The sequence below is a fragment of the Bradyrhizobium sp. Ken01 genome (genome assembly GCF_055807355.1).
In genome coordinates this window covers 1-240 of the sequence record NZ_JBVVPC010000292.1, presented here as the reverse complement: position 1 = coordinate 240, position 240 = coordinate 1, and the positions used below count along the sequence as shown (strand labels likewise).

Sequence of the window (240 nt, the reverse complement as noted above, 5' to 3'; positions counted from 1 at the left end):
TCCACACCGGCGGCGCTCAGGATGACTCTCAGCAACGCGGCGTTCGCCGGGGTCGCGCCGATCACCCCTACCCTGCGCCCTGCGAGATCGGCGATCTCCTTGAGTTTCGGCGCCGGCTTTCGCTTGGAGCCCTGGCCCGCCGGTCCCGAAGAAGACCACAGCACGACGAAATTCTTGCGCAAGATGACGACTGTTTGCGCGTCGGCCGGCATTTCCAGATCGCCGCGACCGACCGCAAGG

At 66.2% G+C, this 240-nt stretch carries 1 pseudogene; it reads right to left on the bottom strand.

The annotated features are described in order from the left end of the window. A pseudogene (locus AC0L3S_RS39705) lies at positions 1–240 on the bottom strand (TRAP transporter substrate-binding protein); the annotation flags it as partial.